This window comes from Novosphingobium piscinae (genome assembly GCF_014230355.1).
Classification (GTDB): domain Bacteria; phylum Pseudomonadota; class Alphaproteobacteria; order Sphingomonadales; family Sphingomonadaceae; genus Novosphingobium; species Novosphingobium piscinae.
In genome coordinates, this window is the sequence record NZ_JACLAX010000004.1 from 28901 (window position 1) to 55078 (window position 26178).

29 protein-coding genes and 1 tRNA gene are annotated in these 26178 nt (G+C 69.4%); 9 read left to right on the plus strand and 21 right to left on the minus strand.

Annotation, left to right across the window (positions count from 1 at the left end; genetic code table 11):
- Window positions 1-116 precede the first annotated feature (116 nt).
- Window positions 117-485 (plus strand): elongation factor P, encoded by a 369-nt coding sequence (locus H7F53_RS05325; protein WP_185678454.1) that lies wholly within the window; start codon window positions 117-119, stop codon window positions 483-485.
- Here H7F53_RS05325 and thiE read toward each other — a convergent pair.
- Window positions 482-1120 carry a thiamine phosphate synthase gene (gene thiE / locus H7F53_RS05330; RefSeq protein ID WP_185678455.1) on the minus strand — a complete coding sequence of 213 codons (639 nt, stop codon included), beginning with the start codon at window positions 1118-1120 and terminating at the stop codon, window positions 482-484. The two genes, H7F53_RS05325 and thiE, sit on opposite strands and share 4 nt — an antisense overlap.
- A gap of 75 nt (window positions 1121-1195) precedes the next feature.
- Between thiE and H7F53_RS05335 the strand changes: the two genes are divergently transcribed.
- Entirely contained in the window at window positions 1196-1624 is a 429-nt protein-coding gene (locus H7F53_RS05335; RefSeq protein ID WP_185678456.1) for a hypothetical protein, read from the plus strand.
- Here the strand turns inward: H7F53_RS05335 and H7F53_RS05340 are convergent.
- Window positions 1621-2061, minus strand: a complete 441-nt coding sequence (locus H7F53_RS05340; protein ID WP_185678457.1) for an EVE domain-containing protein — start codon at window positions 2059-2061, stop codon at window positions 1621-1623. The genes H7F53_RS05335 and H7F53_RS05340 overlap by 4 nt on opposite strands.
- A 62-nt stretch (window positions 2062-2123) precedes the next feature.
- On the opposite strand from H7F53_RS05340, the gene H7F53_RS05345 reads away from it, so the two are divergent.
- The 7 genes from H7F53_RS05345 (at window position 2124) to H7F53_RS05375 (ending at window position 9243) form a co-directional block, all read left to right on the plus strand.
- Entirely contained in the window at window positions 2124-3062 is a 939-nt protein-coding gene (locus tag H7F53_RS05345; RefSeq protein ID WP_185678458.1) for an isopenicillin N synthase family dioxygenase, read from the plus strand.
- 91 nt (window positions 3063-3153) lie between these two features.
- Complete coding sequence (locus H7F53_RS05350) at window positions 3154-4866, plus strand: EAL domain-containing protein (protein WP_185678459.1); 1713 nt, start codon at window positions 3154-3156, stop codon at window positions 4864-4866.
- A 66-nt stretch (window positions 4867-4932) separates the two neighbouring features.
- A complete protein-coding gene (gene dapF, locus H7F53_RS05355) occupies window positions 4933-5745 on the plus strand; it encodes a diaminopimelate epimerase (protein WP_185678460.1) in 813 nt (270 codons plus the stop codon).
- Between the two features lie 9 nt (window positions 5746-5754).
- Window positions 5755-6930: a MiaB/RimO family radical SAM methylthiotransferase gene (locus tag H7F53_RS05360; protein ID WP_185678461.1), complete on the plus strand. Its 1176-nt coding sequence runs from the start codon at window positions 5755-5757 to the stop codon at window positions 6928-6930.
- The gene (gene ftsY, locus H7F53_RS05365; protein ID WP_185678462.1) at window positions 6927-7874 is read left to right on the plus strand and encodes a signal recognition particle-docking protein FtsY; all 948 of its coding nucleotides are present in this window, start codon (window positions 6927-6929) and stop codon (window positions 7872-7874) included. Before H7F53_RS05360 ends, ftsY begins: the two co-directional genes overlap by 4 nt.
- Window positions 7874-8548 carry an inner membrane-spanning protein YciB gene (locus tag H7F53_RS05370; protein WP_185678463.1) on the plus strand — a complete coding sequence of 225 codons (675 nt, stop codon included), beginning with the start codon at window positions 7874-7876 and terminating at the stop codon, window positions 8546-8548. Before ftsY ends, H7F53_RS05370 begins: the two co-directional genes overlap by 1 nt.
- 119 nt (window positions 8549-8667) lie before the next feature.
- A complete protein-coding gene (locus H7F53_RS05375) occupies window positions 8668-9243 on the plus strand; it encodes a urate hydroxylase PuuD (RefSeq protein ID WP_185678464.1) in 576 nt (191 codons plus the stop codon).
- Between the two features lie 265 nt (window positions 9244-9508).
- Here H7F53_RS05375 and H7F53_RS05380 read toward each other — a convergent pair whose 3' ends face one another.
- The 19 genes from H7F53_RS05380 to frr form a co-directional block, all read right to left on the minus strand.
- On the minus strand, window positions 9509-10057 hold the full coding sequence (locus H7F53_RS05380) for a hypothetical protein (protein ID WP_185678465.1): 549 nt from the start codon (window positions 10055-10057) through the stop codon (window positions 9509-9511).
- Window positions 10058-10060: 3 nt separating this feature from the next.
- Window positions 10061-12001 (minus strand): potassium transporter Kup, encoded by a 1941-nt coding sequence (locus H7F53_RS05385; protein WP_185678466.1) that lies wholly within the window; start codon window positions 11999-12001, stop codon window positions 10061-10063.
- A gap of 122 nt (window positions 12002-12123) precedes the next feature.
- Entirely contained in the window at window positions 12124-12762 is a 639-nt protein-coding gene (locus tag H7F53_RS05390; protein ID WP_185678467.1) for a tetratricopeptide repeat protein, read from the minus strand.
- Window positions 12759-13106: a cytochrome c-type biogenesis protein gene (locus H7F53_RS05395; protein ID WP_185678647.1), complete on the minus strand. Its 348-nt coding sequence runs from the start codon at window positions 13104-13106 to the stop codon at window positions 12759-12761. Before H7F53_RS05395 ends, H7F53_RS05390 begins: the two co-directional genes overlap by 4 nt.
- Before the next feature lie 80 nt (window positions 13107-13186).
- Window positions 13187-13738: a DsbE family thiol:disulfide interchange protein gene (locus H7F53_RS05400; protein WP_185678468.1), complete on the minus strand. Its 552-nt coding sequence runs from the start codon at window positions 13736-13738 to the stop codon at window positions 13187-13189.
- On the minus strand, window positions 13735-15693 hold the full coding sequence (locus H7F53_RS05405; RefSeq protein ID WP_185678469.1) for a heme lyase CcmF/NrfE family subunit: 1959 nt from the start codon (window positions 15691-15693) through the stop codon (window positions 13735-13737). Before H7F53_RS05405 ends, H7F53_RS05400 begins: the two co-directional genes overlap by 4 nt.
- Window positions 15690-16136: a cytochrome c maturation protein CcmE gene (gene ccmE, locus H7F53_RS05410; RefSeq protein ID WP_185678648.1), complete on the minus strand. Its 447-nt coding sequence runs from the start codon at window positions 16134-16136 to the stop codon at window positions 15690-15692. Before ccmE ends, H7F53_RS05405 begins: the two co-directional genes overlap by 4 nt.
- 5 nt (window positions 16137-16141) lie before the next feature.
- Window positions 16142-16336, minus strand: a complete 195-nt coding sequence (locus H7F53_RS05415; RefSeq protein WP_185678470.1) for a hypothetical protein — start codon at window positions 16334-16336, stop codon at window positions 16142-16144.
- Window positions 16333-17055: a heme ABC transporter permease CcmC gene (gene ccmC, locus H7F53_RS05420; RefSeq protein ID WP_185678471.1), complete on the minus strand. Its 723-nt coding sequence runs from the start codon at window positions 17053-17055 to the stop codon at window positions 16333-16335. Before ccmC ends, H7F53_RS05415 begins: the two co-directional genes overlap by 4 nt.
- Window positions 17056-17208: 153 nt before the next feature.
- Window positions 17209-17285 (minus strand) — tRNA-His (locus H7F53_RS05425).
- Between the two features lie 338 nt (window positions 17286-17623).
- Complete coding sequence (rpmE, locus tag H7F53_RS05430) at window positions 17624-17848, minus strand: 50S ribosomal protein L31 (RefSeq protein ID WP_185678472.1); 225 nt, start codon at window positions 17846-17848, stop codon at window positions 17624-17626.
- A gap of 94 nt (window positions 17849-17942) precedes the next feature.
- Window positions 17943-18413: a 3-hydroxyacyl-ACP dehydratase FabZ gene (gene fabZ / locus H7F53_RS05435; protein WP_185678473.1), complete on the minus strand. Its 471-nt coding sequence runs from the start codon at window positions 18411-18413 to the stop codon at window positions 17943-17945.
- A gap of 19 nt (window positions 18414-18432) precedes the next feature.
- On the minus strand, window positions 18433-19062 hold the full coding sequence (locus H7F53_RS05440; protein WP_185678474.1) for an OmpH family outer membrane protein: 630 nt from the start codon (window positions 19060-19062) through the stop codon (window positions 18433-18435).
- On the minus strand, window positions 19062-21680 hold the full coding sequence (gene bamA / locus H7F53_RS05445; protein ID WP_379542884.1) for an outer membrane protein assembly factor BamA: 2619 nt from the start codon (window positions 21678-21680) through the stop codon (window positions 19062-19064). The genes H7F53_RS05440 and bamA overlap by 1 nt, the downstream gene beginning before the upstream one ends.
- A gap of 224 nt (window positions 21681-21904) precedes the next feature.
- Complete coding sequence (gene rseP, locus H7F53_RS05450; protein ID WP_246438576.1) at window positions 21905-22999, minus strand: RIP metalloprotease RseP; 1095 nt, start codon at window positions 22997-22999, stop codon at window positions 21905-21907.
- 32 nt (window positions 23000-23031) lie between these two features.
- Entirely contained in the window at window positions 23032-24195 is a 1164-nt protein-coding gene (dxr, locus tag H7F53_RS05455; protein WP_185678477.1) for a 1-deoxy-D-xylulose-5-phosphate reductoisomerase, read from the minus strand.
- Window positions 24192-24854, minus strand: coding sequence for a phosphatidate cytidylyltransferase (locus H7F53_RS05460; RefSeq protein ID WP_185678478.1), 663 nt, complete (start codon window positions 24852-24854; stop codon window positions 24192-24194). Before H7F53_RS05460 ends, dxr begins: the two co-directional genes overlap by 4 nt.
- 47 nt (window positions 24855-24901) lie before the next feature.
- Window positions 24902-25546 (minus strand): polyprenyl diphosphate synthase, encoded by a 645-nt coding sequence (gene uppS, locus H7F53_RS05465; RefSeq protein ID WP_185678649.1) that lies wholly within the window; start codon window positions 25544-25546, stop codon window positions 24902-24904.
- Window positions 25547-25620: 74 nt separating this feature from the next.
- Window positions 25621-26178, minus strand: a complete 558-nt coding sequence (gene frr, locus H7F53_RS05470; RefSeq protein ID WP_185678479.1) for a ribosome recycling factor — start codon at window positions 26176-26178, stop codon at window positions 25621-25623.

The window sequence follows — 26178 nt, forward strand, 5'->3', positions numbered from 1 at the left end:
AAGTCTCGGAACGCGCGCCCTTAGCGCGGGGCGGACCGGACGGCAAGCGGGGCCGGTTGGCTTGCGCCCGCCTGCCGGTGCTGGTCCGGCGGGCGGCAAGCTGCTAACCGGGAGCCATGTCCAGACGCGCCCTGTTCTGCTCGCTTGTCCTGCTCGCCCTGCCGGTCCCGCTGGTGGCCGCACCGGGCGGGCCGATCGGAGTCCTGCCGCTCGGCCGCTATGCCTGCGAGCTGCCCGGTGATGTCGAGGGCCCGGTCGGCGTGCGCGAGCCCGCTGCCGATTTCACCGTCACCTACGGTTCGACCTACCGCACGCCCGCCGGCAAAGGCACCTACCTGCTGACCGGCGACCGGGTGAGCTTTACCTCGGGCCCGATCCGGGGCGCGCACTACCAGCGGACGGGGACCACCTTTCTGCGCCAGACCCTGCCCGACGGCACTCCGGGCCGCCTGCGCTGCGTCCGGCAGGGCGGCCTGTCGCGTTAAGCCGGCAGGCCCAGCGCTGCGGTGAAGGCCGCCACGGCAGCGGCCTCGTCACCGCTCCAGACCGCACCTGACACGGCGACGAAATCGGCCCCGGCCTCGGCCAGGGCGGCGCAGGTGTCGGGGGTGATCCCGCCGATCGCCACGCAGGGCAGCTCGAAAAAGGTCTGCCACCAGGTGAGGATCTCGGGCGTGGCATGATGCTTCACCGCCTTGGTGGCCGTCGGGTAGAAGGCCCCGAAGGCGACATAGTCGGCCCCGGCCTCGCCCGCGTCCATCGCGAAATGGCGGCTGTCATGGCAGGTTACCCCGATCTGAGCGGTCCGGCCCAGCCGCTCGCGCGCCTCGCGCGGGTCGCCATCGTCCTGGCCAAGGTGGACCCCGTCGGCGCCGAGCCGCTTGGCCAGGCTGATCGAATCGTTGACGATGAAGGCCACCTCACGGTCGGCGCAGATCCGTTGCAGCGGCTCTGCCAGCTTGGCCGCGGTGTGTTCATCCACATCCTTGACGCGGAACTGGAAGGCCGCCACCGGCCCGGCATCGAGTGCCCTGGCGAGCCGGTCGGGGAAGCCGCCGCCGACCTCGCCCGGAGATATCAGGTAGAGCTGGGTGGGCAGGCGCTGGATCTCGTAAACCATGCGCCGCTCCTAGACGGGCTTGCGCAACAGGACAATGGCGCCAGACTGCCCACCCCGAGCCAGAAAGATCGCGCCGTGCCCCAGTCCACCCGCCGTGCCCCATGGCATGCCGCACTTGCCCTCTTCGCGTTCGCCGGCCTGTCCGCCGGCTGCATCACGATCCGCACGCTGGACGATGGCGTGGCCCGCGCCCGGTTGGGCGAGAGCCTGCGCACTGGCCCGGTCACGCTCATCCCTGACCAGCTGGTCGAGGACAGCCGCTGCCCGGACGGGGTGAGCTGCGTCCAGGCCGGTACGGTGCGCGTCGCGGTCCGCATCGGCGACCGCCCGGCCGAGGTCGCGCTTGACCGCCCGCTGGCCGTGGCCGGCGGCACGCTGGCGCTGGTCGAGGCCTATCCGCTGCCCCGCGACAAGGTGCGCCGTTATCCGGACGAGTACCGCTTCGGCTTCCGCTGGTCGCCGCAGCCGCCGCCCGCCGGATCCGGACAGGCGGCGCGAGACTAGGCCGTCTCGCCCGCCATCCGCAGGATCTGGGCCCAATGGCCGGGGGTCACCTCGGCCACGGACAGGCGGCTGAGCCGCAACAGCTCCATGTCGGCCAGCGCGGGTTCGGCCTTGATCTCGGCCAGCGTCACCGGCCGGGCGATCCGGCGTACCGGCTTGACCTTGACCGCGGCCCACTTGCCTTCGGGATCGGTCGGATCGGTCAGCCCGCCCTGGCTGATCGTGACGATCCCGACGATCTCCTTGCCGATGTTCGAATGGTAGAAAAACGCCAGATCACCCACCTGCATCGAGCGCAGGTTGTTGGCCGCGCGGTGGTTGCGCACGCCGTCCCAGGTGCCTTCGCCCTCGGCCAGCAGATCGTCCCACGAATAGGCATCGGGCTCGGACTTCATCAGCCACAGGCGGTCGGACAGGGCGGGATTGATTTCGGTCATGTCAGGCGCTCGCAAACCGGTTATGGGGTGCGCCTTACGCGCAAACTTCGGATCTTCACAACATGCCCCTGACGACTCTCCCCGTGCTTTCGCTGGCCGACGCGCCCGCCGCCTTCTCGGCCGCGATCGGTGCCTCGTTCCGCACCTTCGGCTTTGCTATGGTGTGCGACCACGGGATCGACCCTGCCCTGATCGCGCGGGCCTGGGACCTGACCGAAGCCTTCTTCGCCCTGCCCGAAGACGAAAAGCGCAGCTACTTCACGCCCGAGCTGGCCGGCGCGCGCGGCTATACCCCGTTCGGGCGGGAGATCGCCAAGGGCGCCAGGGTGAGCGACCTGAAGGAGTTCTGGCACGTCGGCCGCGACCTGCCCGAAGGCCACCGGCTGCTCGACGCCTCGATGCCCCACAACATCTGGCCGGCGCGCCCGGCCGGCTTCCGCGAGACCTTCGAGGCGCTCTATGCCGCCTTCGATGCCGCGGGCGCCACGATCCTGTCGCGCATCGCGGTCGATCTCGGCCTGGCCCCCGACTGGTTCGATCCGGCCATCGCCGAGGGCAACTCGGTGCTGCGCCTGCTGCACTATCCGCCGATCCCCCATGCACCGGAAGGCGCGATCCGCGCCGGCGCGCACGAGGACATCAACCTGATCACCCTGCTGCTCGGCGCCGAGGAGGCCGGGCTGGAACTGCTGACCAAGGAGGGTGAATGGATCGAGGTGGCGCCTCCGCCGGGCGCGCTGGTGGTCAACATCGGCGACATGCTGCAGCGGCTGACCAACCACGTCCTGCCCTCGACCACCCACCGCGTGCGCAACCCGGCCGGCGAACGCGCCGGGTTCAGCCGCTATTCGATGCCGTTCTTCCTCCATCTGTGCAGCGATTTCCCCTTCGTGACCCTGCCGCAGTGCATCTCGGCCGAGAACCCGGACCGCTATCCGGTGTCGATCACCGCCGACGAGTACCTGCAGGAGCGCCTGCGCGAGATCGGCCTGAAGCGCTGAACCGGCGCAGCGGGCAGGCGTTTCGGCGCCGTTTACAGATCGGCAACTCCCCTGCGGCATAATCGCGGCGCGCAAGCTGCAAGGAACGCGCGTGGCCGCCGAACGACCCAGAACTCCCGCCGACGAGCCGGGCCCGAGCGGCCCGCACGGACCCGCGCCGGCGGTGGACCGGGCCGACCGCGACCTGATGGCCCTGGCCATCGCCAGCGCCGCGGTGATCATGTTCGTCGGCAACGGGGCCAGCATCATGCCGGTGGTGGTGCGCGCGCTGCAGGGCGCCGGCCTGCCACCCGACCGCCTGCTGACCAATGCCCTGCTGCTCAACATCGCGCTGATCATCTTCGGGCTGCGCCGCTACCGCGACCTCGTCGAGGAGGTGCGCGAGCGCCGGCTGGCCGAAACCCGCGCCCGCGAGCTGGCCGACCACGACCCCCTCACCGGCTGCCTCAACCGCCGCGCCATCGCCCGTGCCACCGACGACCTGATCGCCGGCAGCAGCGCCCGCGGCGAGGAGGTCGGCTTCCTGATGATCGACGTCGACAACTTCAAGCGGATCAACGATGCCAACGGCCACAGCGTCGGTGACGGGGTGCTGCAGGTCTGCGCCCGCCGCATTGCCGAGCTGCTCCCGCCGCGCGGCCTGCTGGCCCGGCTCGGCGGCGACGAATTCGCCTGCGTGGTGCCTTTCGCCGCCGGCCGGCCCGAACCGGTCGAGGACTTCGCCCGCCGCATCGCCCAGCACGTCGCCCGCCCGGTCCCGGTAACCCGCGGAGAGCTGGAGGTGACCGTGTCGGTCGGCATCGCCCGATCCGACGCGCTCGGCGACCAGGACGTGCTCGATGCCCAGGCCCTGCTGCACAAGGCCGGCATCGCGATGTACCAGGCCAAGAAGGCGGGCAAGAACAACCACCGCTGGTTCGATCCGGCGATGGAGCGCGACCTGCGCGACCGCCATGCGCTCGAGCGGGCGCTGCGCAGCGGCATCGCCGCGGGCGATTTCGTGCCCTACTACCAGCAACAGATCGATATCGCGACCGGCCGGATCACCGGGTTCGAGATGCTCGCGCGGTGGCAGTCCGAGCGCTACGGCCATATCGGGCCGGAAGACTTCATCCCCCTGGCCGAAGAGATCGGGGTGATCGGTGACCTGTCCGAACGGCTGATCCGTCAGGCCCTGCACGATGCCCGCGAGTGGGATCCGGCCCTGACCCTGGCCGTCAACATTTCGCCGCTTCAGCTGCGCGATCCGTGGTTCGCGCAGCGGCTGCTCAAATTGCTGATCGAGTCCAACTTCCCGCCGCACCGGCTCGAACTGGAGGTCACCGAGACCTGCCTGCACGAGAACCTCGCGCAGGTCCGCTCGCTGCTGGTCAGCCTGCGCAACCAGGGCATCACCATCTCGCTCGACGATTTCGGCTCGGGCTACAGCTCGCTCTCGCAGCTGCAGAGCCTCCCGTTCGACCGGCTCAAGATCGACCGGGCCTTCGTCAGCCCGATGACCGGCTGCGCGGAAAGCGCGACGATCGTGCGCGCCATCTCCTCGCTCGGCGAAGGGCTGGGCCTGCCGGTCACCGCCGAAGGGGTGGAAAGCGCCGAGATCGCGGCCGAACTGCGCGAGCTGGGCAACCTGCAGGCGCAGGGCTATCTCTATGGCCGGCCGGAATCCGCGGAACAGACCCGCGCCCGGCTGGCGGCCCTGGGACTCATCGCCAGCCCGGCCCTGCCCGCCCCTGCGGCTCCCGACGCAGCAGCCCCCGCCGGGACCGCGCCCGGACCGGCCGATCCGCTGTCCGACGTGGCCTGAGGCCCGGCCGCGCCCGCCGCACAAAAGGGGTGCCACCGGCGGCGCCGATGCTCTAGACGCTGCCCCATGCAGGTTCCCTTCATCAAGATGCACGGGCTGGGCAACGATTTCGTCGTGCTGGACGGCCGCTCCGCGGCGCTGCCGACCATCGACGCCGGGCTGGCCGCCGCGCTCGCCAATCGCCACACCGGGATCGGTTGCGACCAGCTCGTCGTGCTGGAACCCAGCACGGTGGCCGACCTGCGCGTGCGGTTCTTCAACGCCGATGGCACCGAATCCCCAGCCTGCGGCAATGCCACCCGCGCGGTCGGCCTGCTGCTCGGCACCGCCGCCACACTTGAAACGCTGGCCGGCGTGCTGCACGCCGCGCCGGCCGGGGACGGCATCGCCGTCGACATGGGCGAGCCGCGGTTCGCCTGGGAGCAGATCCCGCTGGCCTATGCGCTCGACACCCTGACCCTCCCGGTCGGCTGGGAGGACCTCACCCAGCCCGTCGCGGTCAATGTCGGCAACCCCCACGTGATCTTCTTCGTGCCTGATTGCCAGGCCGTCCCGCTCGACCGGCTCGGCCCGCTGATCGAGCACGATCCGCTGTTCCCCGAGCGGGTCAACGTCAACGTGGCGACGGTCGAGGGGCGCAGCGCGATCCGCCTGCGGGTGTGGGAGCGCGGCACCGGGTTGACCCTGGCCTGCGGCACCGGCGCCTGCGCCACCGCGGTGGGTGCCATGCGCCGGGGGTTGGTCGACCGCACCGTGCGGGTCACCCTCCCCGGCGGCACGCTGACCATCGCCTGGGGCGAGGACAACCGCATCACCATGACCGGCCCCGCGACCGAATCCTTCCGCGGCACCTTCGAACTCGGCCGCTTCGCGGCCTGAGGCGGCGTCATGGCGGTGCAGGTTGCCTCGCTCGGCTGCCGGATGAACCTTGCCGAGGGCGAGCGGCTGCGCGCCCTGCTCGGGGGCGCCGACGACCTCGTCGTGGTCAACTCCTGCGCGGTCACCGCCGAGGCGGTGCGCCAGACCCGCCAGACCATCCGCCGGCTGCGCCGCGCCAACCCCGATGCCCGGCTGATCGTCACCGGCTGCGCGGCCGAGACCGACCGGGCCGCGCTGGCCGGAATGAGCGAGGTTGACGGTCTGGTCGGCAATGCCGGCAAGCTCGATCCGCGCGCGTGGAACGTGCCCGCGGTGCCGCCGCAGGTTCGTCCCGGCGCCTACACCCGCGCCTATGTCCCGGTGCAGAACGGCTGCGACCATGCCTGCACCTTCTGCATCATCCCGCAGGGCCGCGGGCCGAGCCGCTCGGTCCCGCTGGCCGAGGCGGTCGCCACGGTGGCGCGCCACCATGCCGCCGGCGCGGCCGAAGTGGTACTGACCGGGGGCGACCTCACCTCCTGGGGACATGATCTGCCGGGAGCACCGGCGCTGGGCACCCTGGTCGCCGAGATCCTGCGCGCGGTGCCGGGCCTGCCGCGGCTGCGGCTGTCCTCGGTCGACGGGATCGAGCTGGACCCGCTGCTGTGCGAGCTGATCGGCACCGAGCCGCGCCTGATGCCGCACCTGCACCTTTCGCTGCAGCACGGGCACGACCTGATCCTCAAGCGGATGAAGCGCCGTCACACCATGGCGCAGACCCATGCCCTGGTCGCCGCGCTGCGCGCGGGGCGCCCCGATCTGGCGCTGGGGGCCGACCTGATCGCCGGCTTCCCCACCGAGGACGAGACGATGCACCGCGCCAGCCTGGCCGCGATTGCCGAGCTGCAGTTGGTCCACGCCCACATCTTTCCCTTTTCGCCCCGACCCGGCACCCCGGCGGCGCGCATGCCGCAGCTTCCGCGCGAGGTGGTGCGCGCCCGCGCGGCCGAGCTGCGGGCCGCGGTGGCCGAGGTGCGCCTGGCCTGGCTGCATTCGCTGCGCGGCCGGGCGCTCTCGGTGCTTGCCGAAAGCGACGGGACCGGCCATGCGGAAAACTTCGCCCAGGTGCGGCTTGCGCCGGGCACACCGCGTGGACAGATCGTGACCGTGATACCCGACCGGATCGTTGAAGGCCTGCTGGCATGACCGCCGATACCCCCCCGCCTACCGCGGCGCCCTCGTGGACCGACCGCCTGTTCGGCGGCCTGCGCAAGACCTCCGAGCGGCTGGGCGAGAACCTCTCGGGGATCGTCAGCAAGACCCGGCTCGACGACAACCAGCTCGACGACATCGAGGATGCGCTGATCCTGTCCGACCTTGGCCCCCGCGCCGCCGCGCGGATCCGCGCGCGCCTCGCCGAGGAGCGGTTCGAGCGCGGGGCCGACGAGCAGGCGATCAAGGAGGCCGTCGCCAAGGAGATCGCGGCGATCCTTCGGCCGGTGGCCCGCCCGCTCGAGCTTACCGCCTTCCCGCGCCCGCAGGTGATCCTGGTGATCGGGGTCAACGGTTCGGGCAAGACCACCACCATCGCCAAGCTGGGTCACCTGTTCCAGGAGCAGGACTATGCGGTGATGTTCGCCGCGGGCGATACCTTCCGCGCCGCCGCGATCGGACAGCTCGGGATCTGGGCCGAGCGGCTCGGCGTGCCGATCGTCAAGGGACCCGAGGGCGGCGATCCGGCCTCGATCGTGTTCGACGCGGTCAAGCTGGCAACCGAGCGGGGCACCGATGCCCTGGTGGTCGATACCGCCGGGCGCCTCCACAACCGCCGCGAACTGATGGACGAGCTGGCCAAGATCCGCCGCGTGCTCGGCCGGCTCAATCCTGCGGCGCCGCATGACGTGGTGCTGGTGCTCGATGCCACCAACGGCCAGAACGCGCTCCAGCAGATCGAGATCTTCCGCGAGGTCGCAGGTGTGACGGGGCTGGTCATGACCAAGCTCGACGGCACGGCCCGCGGCGGCGTGCTGGTGGCCGCGGCCGAGCAGTTCGGCCTGCCGATCCACGCCATCGGCGTGGGCGAGAAGATGGACGACCTGCGTCCGTTCGACCCCGACCTGGTTGCCCGGGTCATCGCCGGAGTGGCCTGATGAACGCGCCTGCCAGCAAGCCGAAGTCCGGGCCGAAGTCCGGCTGGCTCAACCTGCTGGTGGACTACGGTCCACTGCTGGTGTTCTTCCTCGTCTATCGCCACTACGCCCCCGGCAAGGGCGCGCATGGCGTGCAGGAGGTCACTGCCGTGATCTTCGGCACCATGGCCTTCATGGTCGCCTCGGTCGCGGCGCTGGTCTTCTCCAAGCTGCGGCTCGGCCACATCTCGCCGATGCTGTGGCTGACCACGGCAATGATCATCGGGTTCGGGGCGATCACCATCTACACCCAGGATCCGGTGTGGATCCGCCACAAGCCGACCGCGGTCTACCTGCTCTTCGCGACGATCCTGCTGGGCGGGCTGTGGCGCGGCAAGGCGCTGCTCAAGGTCCTGCTCGAGGCCGCCTTCGAAGGGCTTGACGATCGTGGCTGGTGGCTGCTCTCGCGCAACTGGGCGGTGTTCTTCCTGGTCCTCGCCGCGCTCAACGAAGGGCTCAACTGGAAGCACGACGGACAGTTCTATGTCCCGATGGAAACGTGGATCGCGGCCAAGCTGTGGCTGTTCATGCCGCTGTCCTTCCTGTTCACCTTCGTGCACCTGCCGATGCTGATGCGCCATGGCCTCGGCGCCGAGGCGCAGGGTGAGGCCGTGGGCGAGACCCCGCACGACTGAACCGGCCCGAAGGCCCGGAAAACCGGGTGACATTCTTGCGAGGATGTCGCATTACCGCCCGCAGCGACGGACGAGACGTTCCGCGCATGAGACAAACTGCGATTTCCTAGGGGGAATGAATGGCCAAGTTCTTTGGAAACCTCCACCTGGTGCTGGTGGTCGGCCTGATCGCCGCCATCGCCGTCATGGTGGGCTATGGTGAATCGGCCCCGGTCACCGCCAACGGCATCTTCCGGTGGGCCCATACCTTCTTCGGCATCCTGTGGATCGGCCTGCTCTACTACCTGAACTTCGTCCAGGTTCCGACCATGCCCAAGGTCCCCGCCGAACTGAAGAAGGGCGTGACCGGCTACATCGCGCCCAAGGTGTTCTTCTTCTTCCGCTATGCCGCACTGCTCACGGTGGTCACCGGCCTGGTCGTCGCCTATCTCACCGGCTACGCGCACGAAGCGCTGAGCTTCTCGGGTGAAGGCAACGTCAAGCTGATCGGCCTCGGCATGTGGCTGGCGCTGATCATGGCCTTCAACGTGTGGTTCATCATCTGGCCGGCCCAGCAGAAGATCCTCGGGCTGAAGGAAGCCAGCGACGAGGAGAAGGCCGCGGCCGCGCCGCGCGCCCTGGCGGCAAGCCGCACCAACCTGCTGCTCTCCCTGCCGATGCTCTACTGCATGGTCACCGCCAACCTCGGCGCCTGACGCGCGGACTGCCGACACCACCGAAAAGGGCGCCGACCGGCCGGTCGGCGCCCTTTTTCGTGTCCGCGCGAAGTGGGCTGCCCAACCCCGCAAGTCTCGACCCGGTAGACTCCCCGAGCGGGCAGCCCCCGGAATGGATCGGGAAGGTCAGCCGATAGCCGGCGCTGCAGTCTTCCTCCCCGACGGCCACTCCGGTAGCCCATACATGATGGCCTAACACGTCCGGACCCGCTTGTCGTTGCGCGGCGTCAAAATGCCGGCAGCCTTATCCCAGCAGGGGCAGCAGGGGCTGCAGCACCAGATGGGCACTGGCGTGGCCGCCCAGCGCGGCCAGCCAGCCATGGCGGCAATAGAGCCAACCCCACACCGTCCCGGCGCCCACGTGCAACACCAGTTCCCGGGCGGCGGTCAGCGCGGTCCAGTCCAGCCCGGCCAGATAACCGCGCGCGTGCAGCGGCCACAGCAGCGCCGCCACCAGCAGGGCTGCCAGAGCGTCCACCCGGGCGCTGCGCCGCCCGCGCAGCGCCACCAGCCCGCCCAGCACCGCGGTCAGGCCGATCAGGCGCAGCAGCACCTCGTCCTGCAGCGCGCCGCGCAGGAACAGGGCCAGCCGGGCGAACAACGGGACGGTGCCGGCCAACAGGCGCTGACTGTCGGGGACGACGGCCCGGAACACCGTGGCGTCGGCAAGGGCCATGGCCAGACCCACCGCCAGTCCGGCCCCCACCGCGATGCCGGCCGAACGCCAGCCTTCGCGCAGCCGCAGCGTCAGGCCCAGTACCGTCAGCGGCCGAACCCGGTCGGCCCCGGCCATGGATCAGATCTCGACCTGGCTGCCGAGTTCGACCACGCGGTTGCTCGGCAGACGGAAGAACTCCATCGCGCTGGCGGCATTGCGCAGCATCCAGGCGAACAGCTTCTCGCGCCACAGCGCCATGCCCGGCTTGGACGAGGGTATCAGCGTCTGGCGGGACAGGAAGAAGCTGGTCTTCATCATCTCGAACGGCTCGCCGCACATCGAGATCTTGGCCAGCGCACTGGGCACATCGGTTTCCTCGAGGAAACCGAACCGCAGCGCCACCTTGAAGAAGCCCTCGCCGAACTGCTTGACGATGAAGCGATCGGCATCGTCGACATAGGGCACGTCCTGGATCGCCACGGTGAGCACCACCACGCGTTCATGCAGGACCTTGTTGTGCTTGATGTTGTGCAGCAGCGCCGAGGGCACGCCGTGGGCGGTCGACGACATGAACACCGCCGTGCCGGGGACGCGCGCCGCGCTCGAATGGGCGCTCTTGGCGAAGACCTCGAAGGGGATCGAGCCCTCGGCCATGTTCTGCCGCATCAGCGCGCGGCCCTTCGACCAGGTGGTCAGCAGGGTGAAGATCGACAGGCCCATCACCAGCGGCACCCAGCCCCCGTCGGGGATCTTGGTGAAGTTGGCCGACAGGTAGGCCGCGTCGAGCGCGAAGAACAGCGCCAGCAGCGGAAGGGCCTGCCAGCGCCGCCAGTTCCACAGCTGGAGCACCACCACGGCGAGCAGCACGTTGTCGATCGCCATCGCCCCGGTCACCGCGATGCCATAGGCGGCGGTGAGATTGGACGAGCGCTCGAACACCAGCACCAGCAGGATCACCGCGATCATCAGCGCCCAGTTGATCACCGGGATATAGATCTGCCCGGCGTTGAGGCTGGTGTACTTGATCGTCATGCGCGGGATGAAGCCCAGCTGGATCGCCTGCTGGGTGACCGAGAAGGCCCCGGTGATGACCGCCTGCGAAGCGATCACCGCGGCCGAGCTGGCCAGCGCGAGCAGCGGCCACTGGAACCATTCGGGCGCAAGGAAATAGAACGGGCTGACCAGCGCTTCGGGGTGGCGCACCAGCAGCGAGGCCTGGCCCAGGTAGTTGAGCACCAGCGCCGGCAGCACCAGCGCCAGCCACGAGATGCGGATCGGGGCGCGGCCGAAATGGCCCATGTCGGCATAGAGCGCCTCGGCCCCGGTCACCGCCAGCACCGCCGAGCCCATCGCCAGGAAGCCGCGGAACGGATCGGCGAGGAACAGCTCGACCGCGTAGTGCGGGCTCAGCGCCACCATCACCTGCGGATGCTCGGCGATGCTCAGCCCGCCCAGCACCGCGATCACCGCGAAGTAGAGCAGCATGACCGGGCCGAAGAAGGCTGCAACCTTGGCCGTGCCGCGGCTCTGGATGAAGAACAGGCCGACAAGGATGCCCACCACCATCGGCACGACCAGCGGTGCCAGACCGGGGCGATAGACCGCCAGACCCTCGATCGCACCCATCACCGAAACCGCCGGGGTGATCATCGAATCGCCGTAGAACAGCGAGGTCGCGAAGACCCCCAGCAGCACGATCCCGGCCGACCAGCGCTTGCCGCTGATCGACTGGTTGATCAGCGCGAGCAGGGCCAGGCTGCCGCCCTCGCCCTTGTTGTCGGCCCGCATGATCACGGTGACGTACTTCATCGTGACGATGATCATCATCGACCAGAACATCAGGCTGACGATGCCGAAGACGTGCAGCGGGTCGAGCGGGAGCGGATGATGCCCGGCGAAGGTGTCGCGCATCGCATAGAGCGGGCTGGTGCCGATATCCCCGAACACCACGCCGATCGCGCCGACCGCCAGCTTGCCGAGCGAGCCGTGGTGATGGCCGTGGCCGCCGCCGCCCGCCGGATCGGCCGGATGCGGCGACGCGCCCGGGCCTGGCGTGGCGTGAACTGCAGCTTCACTCATTGTGGTTGCCCCGGTCTGCCCCCCTGAGTCGCCGTGCCGGCGCCAGGGTGCCGCCGCTTAGCAGCGCCCCGATGCCCCGGCAACGGCTTCACCGCGGACTGTCCCGCAGTGGTCCGGGCGGCCTATTGTGCTTCCTGGGCACGCGCGAGAAACTGATCGAGCTCGGCCAGCCGCTGCGCCAGGTCGGCGCGCCACGGGGCATCGGGCGGGGTCTGGGCCAGCAGCGCGGCCCAGGCCTTGCGCCCGTCCTCGAGCCGCCCCGAGCGGATCATCGCCAGCCCCTTGAAGAAGCCCGGCCCGGGACTGCCCGGCGCCGCCCGTTCGGCCTGGTCATAGGCATAGATCGCTGCCGGCGAGATCGTCCCCTCCGCATGGCCGACCAGCGAGTTGGCCATGGCCAGCCAGGCATCGGCATTGTCAGGGTTGCGCTGCACCGCGCCGCGCAGGAACTCGGCCGAATCGGCGAACTGGCCATGCCGGGCCAGCGCATCGGCGACGACGATGTCCTTGTCGCTCATGGGGGCGGCCTGAGCCAGCTTCTGCCGCTCGGCCACGTCGAGCGCGGCCTCGCCCTGTCCGGTGCTCTCGGCCGGAGCCTTGGGAGCCCCGCGGAGCGCCGGAGCGCCCTGCCAGGCATAGCCGGCCAGGCCCAGCAGCAGCGCCGCGCCCAGCACCTCCCAGCTGCCGCGCGGCGCCTTCAGCACCACGGCGAGCAGGACGAAGATCAGCAAGGCCAGGGCGATGACGAAAATCCAGCTCATGCCCCGTCTCCCCGGCGGAACCGCTTGCGCAGCAGCACGGCCGCGGCCAGCAGGATCGCCAGCGGCGCGGCGAACAGCGGCCAGGTCAGCGTGGTGACCCGCGGCGTATAGGTGATATAGTCGCCATAACGCGCCACCAGCCAGTCCCGGATCGCCTCGGGCTGTTCGCCGGCGGCGATGCGCTCGCGGATCTGGCTGCGCATGTCGCCCGCGATCGAGGCATCAGAATCGGCGATCGACTGGCTCTGGCAGGTCAGGCAGCGGATCGTTTCCATCAGCCCCTGCGCCTTGGCCTCCAGCTTCGGATCGTCGAGCTGCCGGTAGGCATAGGGCGCGGGCGGCATCGAATCGTCGGCCCGCAGCGCCGCCGGATGGAGCGCGCCGAGCGCCAGCAGCAGGGCGGCGCACAGGCCGAGCAGCGCCCTCACTGTGCCGCCTCCTTCAGCTTGCCGAGGATCAGCGCGACATCGTCCGGCGTGATATCGCCGATATGCTGGTAACGGATCACGCCGCGCCCATCGATCACATAGGTTTCGGGCACGCCCGAGGAGCCTATCGCGATCTGCAGCTTGCCCAGATCGTCCGCCGCGATGCGCGCATAGGGGTTACCGTAACGGGCAAGGAACACGCCCAGATCCTCGCGCCGGTCGCGGATCGCCACGCCGTCGATCGACACGCCCGCGGCGGCGAGCTTCTGCAGCTGCGGCGCCTCGGCCGCGCAGGGGATGCACCACGAGGCGAAGACATTGAGCAGCCGCGGCTTTCCGTCCTTGAGGTCGGCGGTCTTGAGCCCGGGCCGCTCGGCGATCGCGGCGGGCAGGTCGAACGCCGGCAGCGCCTGGCCGACCAGACGGCTGCGCACCGTATCGTCCTTGGTCCGCGCCAGACCCCAGACGAACAGGGCCACGAAAGCCCCGAACACCACCAGGGGAACCCACAGCGCCCAGGGGCGCGACCTCGTCTCCGGCGCGCTCATCGTCCCTGCCTCACCCGTCGGAACGCGATCTTGTCGCTGGCGACCAGACGCCGCAGATCGCTCGCCACCCGGCCAACCAGTGCGAGCAACCCGCCCAGCGCGATCAACGCTCCGCCCAGCCAGATCAGCGTGACCAGCGGCTTCCACCACAGCCGCAGCTGCCAGCGCCCGCCATTGGCGTCGCCATCGGCCTTGTCGCCCAGCACGGTGTAGAGCTGGCCGTTCCAGCGGGTCAGCAGCGCGCTCTCGGCGGTGTTCTGGACCGGCGCCCAGAACATGCGAGCCTGCGGGTGGGTCAGGATCGGCTTGCCACCGGCATAGCTGGCCTCCAGCGTGGCCTCGAGCGCGGTCCAGTTCGGGCCGGCGACCGGCTCGATCCTGGCGAGACGGATCTGCCAAGGCCCGACCGGCGTGGTTTCGCCCACGCGCAGCGCCACCAGACGCTCGGTGGTGAAGGCGCCCTCGGCCGCCATGCCGAGCAGGGCCACGGCGATCCCGAAATGGGCGATCACCATGCCCCAGAGCGGCAGCTTGACCTGAGCCAGCTTGCGTCCGCGCAGCGGTAGCAGGCTCGCCACCGCGACGGCCGGAGCCAGCGCCAGACCGATGATCGGCAAGACCTTGCCCGGCGCCAGCACGATGGCCAGACCAAGCGCGGCCAGCCCGACCACGCCGGCCACCACCATCGGCATGCGCAGGCGCGACAGGCTATCGCGCCGCCAGCGCAGGAGCGGTCCGACCGCCAGCACGATCAGCATGGGCACGACGAACACTGCGCTCATCGGATTGAAGTAAGGCGGGCCGACCGAGACCCGCTCGCCGAACGCCTCGGTCACCAGCGGATAGAGCGTTCCCATCAGGACAATGCCGAGGATTCCGCTGAGCATCACGTTGTTGAACACCAGGGCCGATTCCCGGCTGGTCACGGCAAAGCGCTCACCCTCGGTGACGGTCGCGGCGCGGAACGCGAACAGCGCCAGCGCACCGCCAATGTAGATCGCGAGCAGCGCGAGGATGAAGGTCCCGCGCTTGGGGTCGACCGCGAAGGCATGGACGCTGGTGAGGATGCCCGAGCGCACCAGGAAGGTGCCGACCATCGACATCGAGAAAGCGACCACGCCGAGCATCACCGTCCAGGCCCGCAGCGCATTGCGCGCGGCCAGCACGCTGCACGAATGGAGCAGCGCGGTGGCGGCCAGCCACGGCATCAGCGAGGCGTTCTCGACCGGGTCCCAGAACCACCAGCCACCCCAGCCCAGTTCGTAATAGGCCCAATAGGAGCCCGCCGTGATGCCCAAGGTCAGGAAGATCCACGCCCCCAGAACCCAGGGCCGCATGGCCCGCGCGAAGGCCGGCCCGACTTGGCGCGTGAGCAGCGCGCCGACCGCGAAGCTGAACGCAATCGAAAGACCGACATAGCCGAGGTAGAGCGTGGGCGGATGGAACGCGAGGCCGGGGTCCTGCAGCAGCGGGTTCAGCCCCTGCCCCTCGGGCGGGACCGGATTGAGCCGCTCGAACGGGTTCGAGGCGAACAGCAGGAACACGTAGAAGCCCAGGCTGACAAAGGCCTGCCCCAGCAGGGTGGCGATCATCGTCGGCTCGGGCAGGCGGCGCTCGACCACGGCGACGAAGCTGCCGGCCAGGCCCATCACGGTGACCCACAGCAGCATCGAGCCCTCGTGGTTCCCCCAGGCCCCGGCGATCTTGTACATCATCGGCTTGGCCGAGTGCGAATTGAGCGCGACCAGTTTCACCGACAGGTCGGTCTCGGCGAAGACCAGCAGCAGTGCGGCGAAGGCGAGCAGGGCCAGCGCGCCCTGCACCACCGCGACCGGACGGACGAGCGCGGCCAGCGGGGAATCCCCCTTGCGCAGCGCCGCGACCCCGCTGCCGAACTGGAGCAGCGCAAGCGCCGCGGCGAGCCACAGCGCGGCCAGACCGAATTCGGCGATCACTGGGTGTTCCTCACCGCGGCGCGGGCCTGGTCGGCCGTCATGTCCTTCATCTCGCGCGGCACATATTTCTCGTCATGCTTGGCCAGCAGGTTGTCGGCCACGAAGCGTCCCTCGCTGTCGAGCCGGCCCTCGGCGACCACGCCCGAGCCCTCCTTGAACAGATCGGGGACGATGCCCTTGAAGCTCACCGGCACGCGCGCCTTGCCATCGCCGACGACGAAGCGGACCGTGACGCCGTCGGGGGCCTTGGCCACCGAGCCGGCCTCGACCATCCCGCCCAGCCGGATCGCCCGGCCGGCTTCGGGCGGATTGGCGGCCAGATCGGCGGGGAGGTAGAAGTAGCTCGCCTGGCTGCGCAGCGCCCAGGCTGCGAGCGCCCCGGCGGCGAGGATCGCCACCAGCGCGATCAGCGCCAGGATCAGCCGCTGGTGCTTGGCCTTGATTGCACTCACTCGGAACGTCCTTGTTCGGCGGAGCGATCGGCCCCGCGGTCACGCCCGGCATCGCGCCGGCGTTCGGCCCGGCGCATCGCCAGCCAACTCTGCCCCACCAGGGCCACGCAGCCGCTCAGGCCGATGGCATAGGCGGCAAGCACGAAGTGCCACTGGTTGAGCGCCTCGCTCTGGATCGCGCCCCCGGTCATGCCGCCAGCGCCTTGCGCCGCAGCCGCGCCTCGGCCTGCTGGTCGGCCAGCAGCGCGCGCATCCGCAGCAGCACGATGCCCCCGAACAGCAGCGAGAAACCCACGGTCGAGACCAGCAGCGGGATCAGGAAATCGGGGGCCATCGCCGACTTGCCCATCGAGATGCTGGGCGGCTGGTGGATGCTGTTCCACCACAGCACCGAATAGTGGATGATCGGGATGTTGATCGCGCCGACCAGCCCGAAAATGGCGGGCACCCGCGAGCCGCCCGCACCGTCGCGCTGCGCCGCATCGGCCAGGGCGATATAGGCGAGATAGAGGAACAGCAGGACCAGCATCGAGGTCAGGCGGCCGTCCCAGATCCACCAGGTGCCCCAGGCCGGGCGCCCCCAGATCGAGCCGGTGGCAAGACAGATCGCGGCGAAGACCGCCCCGGGCACCGCAATCGCGCGCGCGGCGATGCCGGCCAGCGGATGGCGCCAGACCAGCTCGGTCAGGCTGGAGATCGCCAGCGCGGTCCAGCCGCCCATGCCAAGCCAGGCGGTGGGCACGTGGAGATAGAGGATCCGCACCGTATCACCCTGCAGGCTGTCGGCCGGACCGAGCAACACGCCCCAGCCCATCGCGCCCAGTGCCAGCAGACCGCCGGAGAGCATCAGCAAGGGGGTCAGCCAGCGCGCAAGACGCAGGAAGCGGGCGGGATTGGCAAAACCGTGCATGATCCGAAGCGGAAATCCAGAAGCCGGCAAACGGGCCGGTGCCCTGTCATTTGGCAGTTGGCAACCATTCCGGCAAGCGGTCTCTTCGGACGCACCACCACGCTTGCCCCGGGGGCGGGGCAAGGCCGGATCACGATCGGGAGGAAGCTGCGATGGGGCGACCGATGGGGTTCGAACCCACGACCTCCGGTACCACAAACCGGCGCTCTAACCAACTGAGCTACGGTCGCCATGTCATCGCGCCAGGGCCCCGCAAAGGGCCGTGGCAGGGCCGCGCCTTTGTCACAGGCAGGGCCGAATGGGAAGCGAAAAGTTGGGGCTGCGGCGCAGCAGGATGACGCCCCGGCCACGACCACCGGCCAACGGCCGCATCCGCCCCCAGCCGGCAGCCGGTGCACGTCCCTGCAGCCGCAGCGCCGGGACCACAGAGCCATCCCGGGTCGATCCCGGCACGCTGCGCCAAGGCGCAATGCCCCTTCCCGCACCGCGGCGCGGTCACGCCGCGTGAACGGCACGCACGAAAAAGGGCGGCACCGAGGCCGCCCCGTTCCGTCGAACCGTGGTTCGCTTACTTCTTGAGCGTGAGCCCGCCGAAGCGCTTGTTGAACTGCGCCACGCGGCCGCCCTGGTCGAGCTGGCGGGTGCCGCCGGTCCAGGCCGGGTGCGAGGTGGGATCGATATCCAGCACGAGCACGTCGCCTTCCTTGCCCCAGGTCGAGCGGGTCTCGAACACGGTGCCGTCAGTCATCTGCACCTTGATGGTGTGGTAGTCGGGATGGATATCGGCCTTCATGATCTCGTCTTTCGCTATGGCCGGTTCCGACCGGCCTGGAAACGGGAAGCGGCGCCCTTAGCGATGCCGGCCCGCAAAGGCAAGGGCCTTGGCCCTAGCCCTGCGGCGGATCGGCAATCATCGCGGTGAACTTGACCTCGCACGAGACCTTGTCGCCCAGCATGGCGCGACCCTCGAACTTGCACACCTTGGCCCGCTTCTGGACGAAGGAGACGTGCAGGTCGAGCATGACGCCGGGTTCCACCGGGGTGCGGAACTTGGCCTCTTCGATCGCCATGAAATAGACCAGCTTGCCCGAGCCGGACAGGCCGAGGCTTTCCACCGCGAGGATCCCCGCGGCCTGGGCCAGGGCCTCGATCTGGAGCACGCCCGGCATGATCGGGCGGCCCGGAAAGTGACCCTGGAAGTAGTCCTCGTTGAAGCTCACCGCCTTGATCGCATGGATCCGCTCGTCGATCACGAGTTCGGCCACGCGATCGACCAGCAGCATCGGATAGCGGTGCGGCAGCGCGGCCAGGACGCCCCGGATATCGAGGCTCCCGCCGCCGACGGTCTCGTCGCTCATCGTCGGGGCGCCGCCGGGCTCAGCGACCGCCGGGGGTCGGGGTCGCGGCCGGAGCCGGCGCCGGGGTCTGGCCCGGAGCGGCCTGGGCCGGGGCCACCGCCTGCAGGGTGGTCAGCGAGGCGTTGAGCGCGGCCAGCAGGTCGTTCGTGACATCGAACTGCGGGTCATAGGCCAGCGTGGTGCCCACCTCGACCAGCACGGTCGCGCCGCGCTTGGTCATGGTCGGGACATAGAGCGTCTGGAGCTTGGTCAGCAGCTGCTCGCGGACATAGCCCTGGTTGCGCTGCAGGGTGGCCTGCTGGGTCTGCAGCTCCTGGCCGGCCGCCTGCTGGTTGCGCTGGAAGGTCTCGACCCGGGTACGCAGCGCCGCGTCGGGCTCCTTGCCGTTGAGCGCCTTGAGCGCACCCTCGAGATACTGCGCCTCGGGGCGCAGCGAGGTCTGCAGCTGGTTGGCGCGCGCCTCATAGGCGGCCACCTGCCCCTGCAGCGCGGCCGAGGCCACCTTGCAGGCGTTGCATTCGCGGGTGATGCGGTCGAGATCGACCACCGCCACCTTGGCGGGGGCGAGCGCGGCCTGGGCCTGGGCCTGGGCCGGCGAGAGCGCGACGAGGGTGGCAGCCAGCGCCGCCGGGATCAGATTCTTGCTCATCAGAACTGGGTTCCTACGTTGAAAGTGAAGGTCTTGGGATCGTCCCCGAGCTCTTTCAGCAGGGCGCGGGCGAAGTTGAGACGGAACGGACCGAACGGCGAGTTCCAGTTGAAGCCGATGCCCACGGCCACGCGCGGACGCACGCTGTTGCCGTAGAAGAATTCGCGCGACGACAGCTCCTGCGTGGCGCAGCCCGTGCCCAGCACCGGCTGCTGGCCGGTGCGCGCCGTGGCGAAGCTGGTGAACTGGCTGCCGTCCGAGGCCGTGCAGGTCTGGACGTAGACGTCGTTCAGCTCGGGGGTGCGGATGCCCCAGACCGCGCCGATGTCGGCGAAGATCGAGGGACGGATGCCCATCTCGCGCGCACCCGAGCCCAGCGGAATCTCAAGCTCGGCGCGGCCCTGGTAGTAGTAGCGCCCACCGATCGCGTCGTCCTGCCAGCGGTCGCGCGTTTCCACGAAGGTGTTGGGCAGCACCGCGCCGGTGGCCGGATCGGTCGCCACCGGCTTGCGCACGATGCGCGGCCCCACGCCGCGGATGTCGAAGCCGCGGAACTCGGGCTCGCCCATGTAGAAGCGGTCGGTCAGATAGACGTCCTCGATCCGCACGCCCGAGGGATCGACACGCTTCTGCAGCGCCTTGATCGCCCCGCCCTCGGCCGAGAGCGAGAAGACGAAGCCCTTGCCCAGCGGGAAGAACTTGGCCGCGTTGGCGCGGAAGCGGGCATACTTCACGTTGCCGCCCAGCCCGGCGAAATCGGCGCTGACCGAGGCCGTGTTGCCGCGCGTCGGGCGCACCCGGTTATCGAGCGTGTCATAGACCAGCGAAGCGCCGAGGATCGAGCTGGTGCGCTTGCCGATCGCATCGCACAGATAGCGGCCGGCCAGCGCGTTGCTGCACTCGAGCTGCCCGCTGACCGGGTTCAGCGCGTAGTAGGTCGCCTGGTCGAGCGTCACGTCGTCGAGGTTGAGCGTGTAGCGGCCGATCAGGCTCATGTATTCGGTGAGAGGCAGGCCGAGGCGCAGCTGGAAGCCGGTCGTGCTCTGCTGGTAGATGTTGTTGCGGTTCTGCCCGGTGAAGTTGAAACTGTTGAAGTCGCGCCGGTAGATGTTCGCGCCGAACGAGACGTTGCGATCGAACACATAGGGCTCGGTAAAGCTCAGCTCGACGCTCTTGGAATAGCGCGAATAGGACACGCTGGTCCCGACCGTCTGGCCGCGCCCGCGGAAATTGCGCTGCTGGACCGAAGCCTGGAGAATGAAGCTTTCGATCGACGAGAAGCCGGCCGACAGCTGTAGTTCGCCGGTGGGCCGCTCCTCGACGTTCGCCTCGAGCACGATGCGGTCCGGGGCGGAACCGGGCTTCTGCTCGACCTCGAACTTCTCCTGGAAGTAACCGAGCGACTTGATGCGGTTGGTCGAGCGCTTGACCTGCAGCGAGTTGAACGCATCGCCCTCGGCCAGACGGAACTCGCGGCGGACCACCTTGTCCTGGGTCAGCGTGTTGCCGTTGACGTCGATCCGTTCAACGTAGACGCGCGGGGCCTCGGCGATCTGGAAGGTGATCCCCATGGTGAGGTTCTCCTTGCTACGATCGTAGCTCGGCCTCACGTCGGCAAAGGCATAGCCGAAGGCGCCTGCAGTCTGGTTCAGCTTGTCGATCGTATCCTCGACCAGCTTGGCGTTGTACCAGTCATCCTTCTTCATCGGCAGCTGCTTGGCCAGGACGTCACCGTCGAAGTCGCGCAACTGGCTCTCCACCTTGACGTCGCCGAACTTGTAGCGCTTCCCTTCCTCGACCACGTAGGTGATGATGAAGTCGTGCTTGTCGGGCGTCAGCTCGGCCACGGCCGAGACCACGCGGAAATCGGCGTAGCCCTTGGTCAGGTAGAACTGGCGCAGCTTCTGCTGGTCATAGGCCAGGCGATCCGGATCGTAGCTAGTGCGCGACGACAGGAAGCGGAACGCGCGCGACTGCTTGGTCACCATCTCGCTGCGCAGCTCGCCGTCCGAGAACACCTCGTTGCCAAGGATGTTGATCTGGCGGACCTTCGATTTCGGCCCCTCGCTGATCTCGAACACGATGTCGACGCGGTTCTGGTCGAGCTGGACCATCTTGGGCTCGACCGTGGCGGCGAAGCGGCCCTGGCGCTTGTAGAGCTCGATGATGCGGGCCACGTCGGCGCGGACCTTCGAACGCGTGAAGATCTGACGCGGCGCCAGCTTGATCTCGGGCGAGATCTTGTCTTCCTTCAGGCGCTTGTTGCCCTCGAAGATGATCCGGTTGATCACCGGGTTCTCCTTGACCTGCACGGTCACCACGCCGTTCGCCTGGCGGATCTGCACGTCGGCGAACAGCTCGGTGGCGTAGAGGTCCTTGAGCGCCTGGTCAGCGGCGGTCTCGGTATAGGCCTGGCCGGTGCGAAGGCGGATGTACGAGATGATCGTATCGGGCTCGAGCCGCTGGCTGCCGATCACCTCGATCCGCTGGATCACGGTCGGCGCGGCGACGGGAGCGGCGGGAACCGGCGCGGCCGCAGCGGTCGCGGCCGGCGCCGGCGCGGCCTGGGCCAGCGCCGCGGCCGGGGCGAGGAAGCTGCTGCCCAGCAACCCCAGCATCAGCGCGGATGAACGGCGCCCTGCCGTGTTGTGAGCCATGGTCCGTCCCTTCATCGACGCAAGTATCCCAAATCTGTGCGCGTCCACCGCCCTGTTCGCCCGGATCGGCGTCAGGTTCAGCCCAGTCGCTGCCCTCTGCCCGATGCCGCATCGCCAATCAAGCAAACAGTCCGGCTCCGCCTGGTGTGAGGGGCACGGTTATGCCCCGTATTGATGCGCTGGGCTCACCCGCGACCCGCGGGCAGCAGCGAGACCAGATCGTTGAACGTGACGAACAGCATCAGCGCCAGCACGAAGGCCAGTCCGGTGCGGAACGCCCAGTTCTGACTGCGGGCGTCCAGCGGCTTCCGGCGGATGGCCTCGGCCGCGTAGAAAGCCAGGTGCCCGCCGTCGAGCGCCGGAATTGGCAAGAGGTTGATGAATGCCAAGTTAATCGAGATGAACGCGGCGAAGGATACGAACGAGAGCCAGCCGAGGCTGAGCTGTTCGCCCGAATACTTGGCGGTCTTGATCGGCCCGCCGAGTTCCTTGACCGAGCGTTCCCCGGTGACAATCTGCTGCACGCCGACCACCAGCATGCGCATGATGCTCCAGGTCTGGCGGCCCGCCAGTGCGACCGCCTCGCCCGGGCCGACCGGTTCGATCCGCGCCTGGGCCGGCGAGATGCCGAGCCGGCCGATCCGGCTCTCGTTGCCGAACTTGTCGCGCTCGACATGGGTCAGCAGGCGCACCGGGATGACCAGCGGCTGCCCGCCCCGCTCCAGCGCCACCGAGATCGTCCGCCCCGGATAGGGCACGACCAGCGCGACGATGTCGGGGAACTGCTCGACCCTGGTGCCGTCGATCGCGACAATGCGGTCCCCCACCCTCAGCCCCGCCTCGCGCGCCGGGGCCTGCTCCGCGAAGTGGCCGACGACCGGAGGCGACACGATCTTGCCGAACGCCAGGTTGAAGGCGGAGAAGATCAGGAGAGCGAACAGCAGATTGGTCAGCGGCCCAGCGGCCACGATCAGCGTGCGCTGCCACAGCGCCTTGGCGTTGAAGGTCGCGGCCTGCTCGGCCGGGCTGAGATGGGCGAACTTGGCGTCATCGGGGCGCGAGGTGGGGTCCATGTCGCCGGCGAACTGGACATAGCCCCCCAGCGGGATCGCCGAGAGCTTCCAGCGCGTGCCACGCCGGTCGGTCCAGCCAAACAGCTCGCGGCCGAAGCCGACCGAGAACGCATCGGCCTTCACCCCGCACCATCGGCCGACCCAGTAGTGGCCCAGTTCGTGGATCACCACCAGCGGCCCGAGCAGCAGCACGAAGCCCAGGATCATGATCAGGATGGACGGCGCTTGGGACATGGGAATCAGGCAGGCTCCAGCATTTCGCGGGTCCGCGCCCGCGCCTCGGCATCGACCGCGATGACATCCGCCAGGCAGGCCGGGGCCGGCGGCGCGAAGCGGCCGAGCGTGGCTTCCACCTGTGCGGCGATCGAGGTGAACGCAAGCTGGCCGGCGAGAAACGCGGCGACCGCAACTTCGTTGGCGGCATTGAGCACGGCCGGGATCGCCCCGCCGGCATGGGCCGCCTGACGCGCCAGCCGGGTCGCCGGGAAGCGCTGCTCGTCGGGCGCCCGGAAGGTCAGCTCGCCGATCGCGGCAAGGTCAAGCGGAGCACAGGGCGTGTCCATCCGGCGTGGCCAGGCCAGCGCCGAGGCGATCGGCACCCGCATGTCCGAAGGGCCGAGCTGGGCCAGCGTCGATCCGTCGCGATACTCGACCATCGAGTGCACCACCGACTGCGGGTGGACAATGATCCGCAGCCGCTCGATCCCCACCGGGAACAGGTGGAAGGCCTCGATGTACTCGAGCCCCTTGTTCATCATCGTCGCGGAATCGACGCTGATCTTGGCGCCCATCGACCAGTTCGGGTGCTTGACCGCCTCGGCCGGGGTGGCATGGGCCAGGCGTTCGAGCGGCCAGTCCCGGAACGGCCCGCCGCTGGCGGTCAGGGTGATCCAGCGCACGTCGGCCATGTCGCTGCCGGCCAGGCACTGGAAGATCGCGTTGTGCTCGGAATCGACCGGCAGCAGCGTGGCGCCCGACCGGGCGACCGCAGCGGTCATCACTTCGCCGGCTGAAACCAGCGCCTCCTTGTTGGCCAGCGCGACAGTCCGGCCCTGCTCGATCGCGGCCATGGTCGGCGCCAGGCCGGCACAGCCGACGATCGCGGCGACGGTCAGGTCGGCCCCGCGCGCCGCGGCCTCGACCAGCGCGCCCTCGCCCGCCGCGGCCTCGATTCCGGTGCCCGCCAGCGCCGCGCGCAGCTCGGGCAGCGCAGCCGCTTCGGCCACGACCGCGATCTCGGCGCCGAACTCGATCGCCAGCGCGGCCAGCGCCGCGGCATTGCCGTTGGCGGTCAGCGCCACCACCCGCCAGGCCGCGCGATCGCGCCGCACCAGATCGAGCGTCGACGCCCCGATCGAACCGGTCGCCCCCAGGACCGAGATTGTCCGTCCACCTGCCATCATGCCAGCCCCCCGATCGCCCCGCTCAGCCCGACCACGAACAGCACCGCGAGCAGCCCGTCGAGCCGATCGAACAGGCCGCCGTGGCCGGGGATCAGGTGCGACGAATCCTTCACCCCCGCACGCCGCTTCATCCAGCTCTCGAAGAAGTCGCCCGCCTGGGCGACCACCGCGATCGGCACCCCCGACAGCGCGAAGCGCCAGTCGTCCTGGTGGGTCAGGTACATCACCAGCATCGCGCCCAGGATGCCCCCGGCCAGGCCCGACCAGGTCTTGGACGGACTGATCGACGGCGCAATCTTGGGGCCGCCGAAGCGCCGGCCGAAGAAATAGGCCCAGACGTCCACGGCGATCACCACGCCCAGCGCGACCAGCACCGGATATACGCCATAGACAAGGCGCAGCACCAGCAGGCTTGCCGTCGCCAAGCCGACATAGCCCAGCCCGCCGAGGTGCCACAGAAGCCGGCCCGGCACGCCGGGGACGAAGGCCAGGACCAGCCGCGACCATTCGAGCAGCACGCCCGCGGCCACCAGCCCGACGAACACGGCCCAGACCACCCCGCCCAGCCACAGCGCCGTGCCGGCCACGGCCAGCATGACCATCGCAGAGGCGGTGCGCACGGGCAGGTCCGATCGTTTCGCCGGGCTCGGCTCAGCCATGGACCGCCTCTCCTCCGCATTTCTGCGGAGCCAGCCTAGCACGCAGTTCAGCGTCCGCCAAAACGGCGCTCCCGGGCGGCGAACTGGGCCAGCGCGGCATCGAGGTGGGCCGGCGCGAAATCGGGCCACAGCACGTCGAGGAACAGCATTTCGGCATAGGCCGCCTGCCACAGCAGGAAGTTGGAGAGCCGCACCTCGCCCGAGGTGCGGATCAGCAGGTCGAGCGGGGGCAGCCCGGCCGTGTCGAGGTGCGCTTCGATCGTCTCCGGGGTGATCGGACCGACGGCGGCGGCGCGGGCCGCGGCCCGGGCGATCTCGTCCTGCGAACCATAGTTGAGGGCGATCACCAGGTTGAGCCCGGTGTTGCCCGCCGTCCGCGCGAGCGCACCGTCGAGCAGATCGCGCAGTTCGGGACCGAAGGCGCCGTGATCGCCGATGATCCGCAGCCGCACCCCGTTGCCGGCAATCTCCTCGAGGTCCGACAGGATGAAGCGCTTGAGCAGACCCATCAGGGCCGAGACCTCATCTTCCGGGCGGCGCCAGTTCTCGGTCGAGAAGGCATAGAGCGTCAGCGCCTCGAGCCCGACTTCGCCAGCCCGGCGGACCACGCCGCGCACCGCCTCCACCCCGCGCTGGTGGCCGATCGCGCGCGGCAGGAAGCGCTGCTTGGCCCAGCGCCCGTTGCCATCCATGATGATGGCGACGTGGCGCACGGCGGTGGCGGTGGCGGCGCCATCCGGGGTACCGGCCGGGACCGAGGCCGTGCTCACTTGCCGAGGATTTCCTTTTCCTTCTGGGTGGCGGCCTCGTCCGCGGCCTTGATCACCTCGTCGGTCAGCTTCTGCAGGTCGGTCTCGGCGCGCTTGCGCTCATCCTCCGAGATCTCCTTCTTGGTCTCGTCCTGCTTCAGCGCGTCCATGCCATCGCGGCGGACGTTGCGGATCGCGACGCGGGCCTTCTCGGCATACTGGCTGGCCAGCTTCGCCAGTTCCTTGCGGCGCTCCTCGGTCAGGTCGGGGATCGGCAGGCGCAGGGTGTTGCCGTCGTTGATCGGATTGAGCCCGAGCCCGGCCGAACGGATCGCCTTCTCGACCGGGCCGACATTGGACTTGTCCCACACCTGCACCGAAAGCAGCCGCGGCTCGGGCACCGAGACCGTGGCGACCTGGCTGAGCGGCATGTGGCTGCCATAGACCTCGACCTGCACCGAATCGAGCAGCGCGGTGTTGGCGCGGCCGGTGCGCAGGCCCGAAAGGTCGTGCCGCAGCGCTTCAACGGCGCCGCGCATGCGGCGCTCGAGATCGGCCTTGTCGTACTTGGCCAT